The 3,089-nt window shown below is 76.4% G+C and carries 3 protein-coding genes; 2 read left to right on the plus strand and 1 reads right to left on the minus strand.

The window, feature by feature from the left end; genetic code table 11:
- Positions 1-1,240 (plus strand): ATP-binding protein (locus tag QL983_RS10800; protein ID WP_290152959.1); only part of this gene is annotated, 1,240 nt, incomplete at its 5' end.
- Positions 1,237-1,935 carry a response regulator transcription factor gene (locus QL983_RS10805; RefSeq protein WP_036317741.1) on the plus strand — a complete coding sequence of 233 codons (699 nt, stop codon included), beginning with the start codon at positions 1,237-1,239 and terminating at the stop codon, positions 1,933-1,935. The genes QL983_RS10800 and QL983_RS10805, both read left to right, overlap by 4 nt.
- A 47-nt stretch (positions 1,936-1,982) precedes the next feature.
- Here QL983_RS10805 and QL983_RS10810 read toward each other — a convergent pair.
- On the minus strand, positions 1,983-3,089 hold a 1,107-nt coding region (locus QL983_RS10810), incomplete at its 5' end, for a pyridoxal phosphate-dependent aminotransferase (RefSeq protein ID WP_290152962.1).

Below are 3,089 nucleotides of genomic sequence, written 5' to 3' on the forward strand. Positions count from 1 at the left end.
CGCGCCGGCCCCGCGTCCGCCGTTGATGCGGCACGGGGCCGACCGTCCGGTGTCCGGCGTCGCCGCGGGGCTCGCCCGGCACCTCGGGATGCCCGCCGGCCGCGTCCGCGCGGCCCTGGCGCTGCTGAGCCTGCTGGGCGGCGCGGGCCTGGCCCTGTACGTGTGGCTCTGGCTGCTCATGCCGGAGGAGGGTCCGGACGGCGCCCCCGCCGCCGACGCCCCCACCCTGCGTGGTCGCGCCCCCGAGGTGCTCGAGCGGGTGCGCGAGGGCGGCTGGCCGGTGCTGCTGGCCGCCGTGGTGCTCGGCGTGGGCGTGCTGACCGTCGCGGACGGCCTCGGCCTCACCGTCGACTGGGCGCTCGTGGGCCCGGTGGCCGTCCTCGTGATCGGCCTCGGCCTGGCCTGGATGCAGCTCGACCTGGCGGGCGGGCCCCGGGCCGGGCGGAGCGGACGACTGGTCCGCCTCGTGCTCGGCACGGCCCTCGTGCTGCTGGCGGTGCTGGCCATCGTCCTGGGCGCCGTGAGCTCGGGCGAGCTGTGGCGGGCTCTGCTGGCCGCCGTCGCGATGCTCGCCGGCGCGGCGCTGGTGGCCATGCCCTACGCCCTGGCCTGGCTGCGCCGACGCGACGCGGAGCGGACCGCGTTCGCGGTGCAGGCCCAGCGCGCCGAGATCGCGGCGCACCTGCACGACTCGGTGCTGCAGTCCCTCGCCCTCATCCAGCGGCGCGCCCAGGACGCGGACGTGGTGGCCCGGGTGGCCCGCGCCCAGGAGCGTGAGCTGCGTCAGTTCCTCGCCCTGGACTCCCGCGGCGGCCCGCACTCCCTGGCGGAGGCGCTCGACCAGCACGCCGCCGCCGTCGAGGACGCCCACGGGGCCCGGGTGGAGGTCGTGGCCGTGGGGCGGGCCGCGGGGGCGTGGCTCGAGCCGCTCGCGGCCGCGGCACGCGAGGCCATGCAGAACGCGGCCCGGCACGCCGGCGACGCGCAGGTCTTCGCGGAGGCCGGTGAGGACGACCGCGGCCGCACCGTCGCGGAGGTGTTCGTCCGGGACCGCGGCCCCGGCTTCGACCTGCCCACGGTCCCGGCCGACCGGCTCGGCGTGCGGGAGTCGATCCTCGGCCGCATGGAGCGTGCCGGCGGGACCGCCCGCATCCGGTCCGGCCCGGGCGGCACCGAGGTCCACCTGACGCTGGCCGAGCCCGAGGGTGCGCGAGCGCGCACCGGACAGGAGCACCCATGACCGACCCCGCCCCGCGCACGGCCGTCATCGTGGACGACCACGCGATCTTCCGCTCCGGCCTGCGCGCCGACCTGGACCCGGACCGACTGGCCATTCTCGGCGAGGCCGGGGACGTGGACGAGGCCGTCCGCGCCGTGCTGGACCTGGCGCCGGATGTGGTGCTGCTGGACGTGCACCTGCCCGGCGGGGCCGGCGGCGGGGGAGCGGAGGTGGCCGAGCGTGTCCTCGCGCGCCGACCCGCGCAGCGGTTCCTGGCCCTGTCCGTCTCGGACGCGGCCGAGGACGTCGTCGCCGTGATCCGTGCGGGGGCCCGCGGCTACATCACCAAGACGGCCTCCGGCGCCGAGGTGGCGGACGCGGCGGTCCGCGTGGCCGACGGCGACGCCGTGTTCTCGCCCCGGCTGGCCGGGTTCGTCCTCGACGCCTTCCGCGGCACGGCGCCCGCGCCTCCGCCCGTCACCGCTGCGGCGACGAGCGGGGCTGCGGCCCCCGACGAGGACCTCGACCGGCTCTCGGCACGGGAGCGGGAGGTCATGCGGCTGATCGCCCGCGGATACACCTACCGGGAGGCCGGGGCGGAGCTGTTCATCTCGGACCGCACGGTCGAGACCCACGTGTCCTCCGTGCTGCGCAAGCTCCAGCTCTCCAACCGCCACGAGCTGACCCGCTGGGCCGCGCGCCGCGGATACGCCTGAGCCCCGCGGCGCGCGGCGTCGCGGGGCTCAGGGGTGGGGTGTGCGGCTCAGGCGCTGAGCAGGGCGCGGATGCGCTCGACGCCCTCCGCGAGGTCCGCATCGCCCAACGCGTAGGACAGTCGCAGGTAGCCGGACGGGCCGAACGCCTCGCCCGGGACCACGGCGACCTCCGCCTCGTCGAGGATGAAGGCGGCCAGCTCGGCCGACGTCGTGGGGGTGACGCCCCCGCGGTAGGTCTTCCCGAGCGCCTCCCGCACGTCCACGTACGCGTAGAACGCGCCCTGCGGGGTGGGGCAGTGGAAGCCCGGCACGGCGTCCATGGCCTCGACCATGGCCCGGCGCCGGCGGTCGAACGCCGTCTTCATCTCCGCCACGGCGTCCAACGGGCCGGCGACGGCGGCCAGCGCGGCCCGCTGCGACACGTTGGCCACATTCGAGGTGGCGTGGGACTGCAGGTTCGTGGCGGCCTTGACCACGTCCAGCGGACCGGCCATCCAGCCGACGCGCCAGCCCGTCATGGCGTAGGTCTTGGCGACGCCGTTGAGGATCACGGACTGCTCCGCCAGCTCGGGCACGGCGCGGACGATCGAGGTGAACGGCATGCCGTCGTAGGTCAGGTGCTCGTAGATCTCGTCGGTGACCACCCACAGCCCCCGCTCCCGTGCCCACCGGCCGATCGCCGCCGTCTCCTCGGGGGAGTACACGGCGCCGGTGGGGTTGGAGGGGGAGACGAACAGGAGCACCTTGGTGCGGTCCGTGACGGCCTCGTCGAGCTGGTCCACGGTGACCTTGTAGCCCTGCTCGGGGCCGGCGAACACCTCCACCGACACGCCCCCGGCCAGGCGGATCGCCTCGGGGTAGGTGGTCCAGTAGGGGGCGGGGACGAGCACCTCGTCCTGCGGGTCCAGCAGGGCGGCGAAGGCGTTGTACACGGCCTGCTTCCCGCCGTTGGTCACGAGCACCTGGGCGGCCTCGAGGGACACGCCGGAGTCGCGCAGCGTCTTGGCCGCGATCGCCTCGCGCAGCTCGGGCAGGCCGGCGGCGGGGGAGTAGCGGTGGTTCTTCGGGTCCCGGGCCGCGGCGACGGCGGCCTCCACGATGTAGTCCGGGGTGGGGAAGTCGGGCTCGCCGGCGCCGAAGCCGATCACCGGGCG

The sequence above is a fragment of the Micrococcus sp. APC 4021 genome (assembly GCF_030407635.1).
Classification (GTDB): Bacteria; Actinomycetota; Actinomycetes; order Actinomycetales; family Micrococcaceae; genus Micrococcus; species Micrococcus luteus.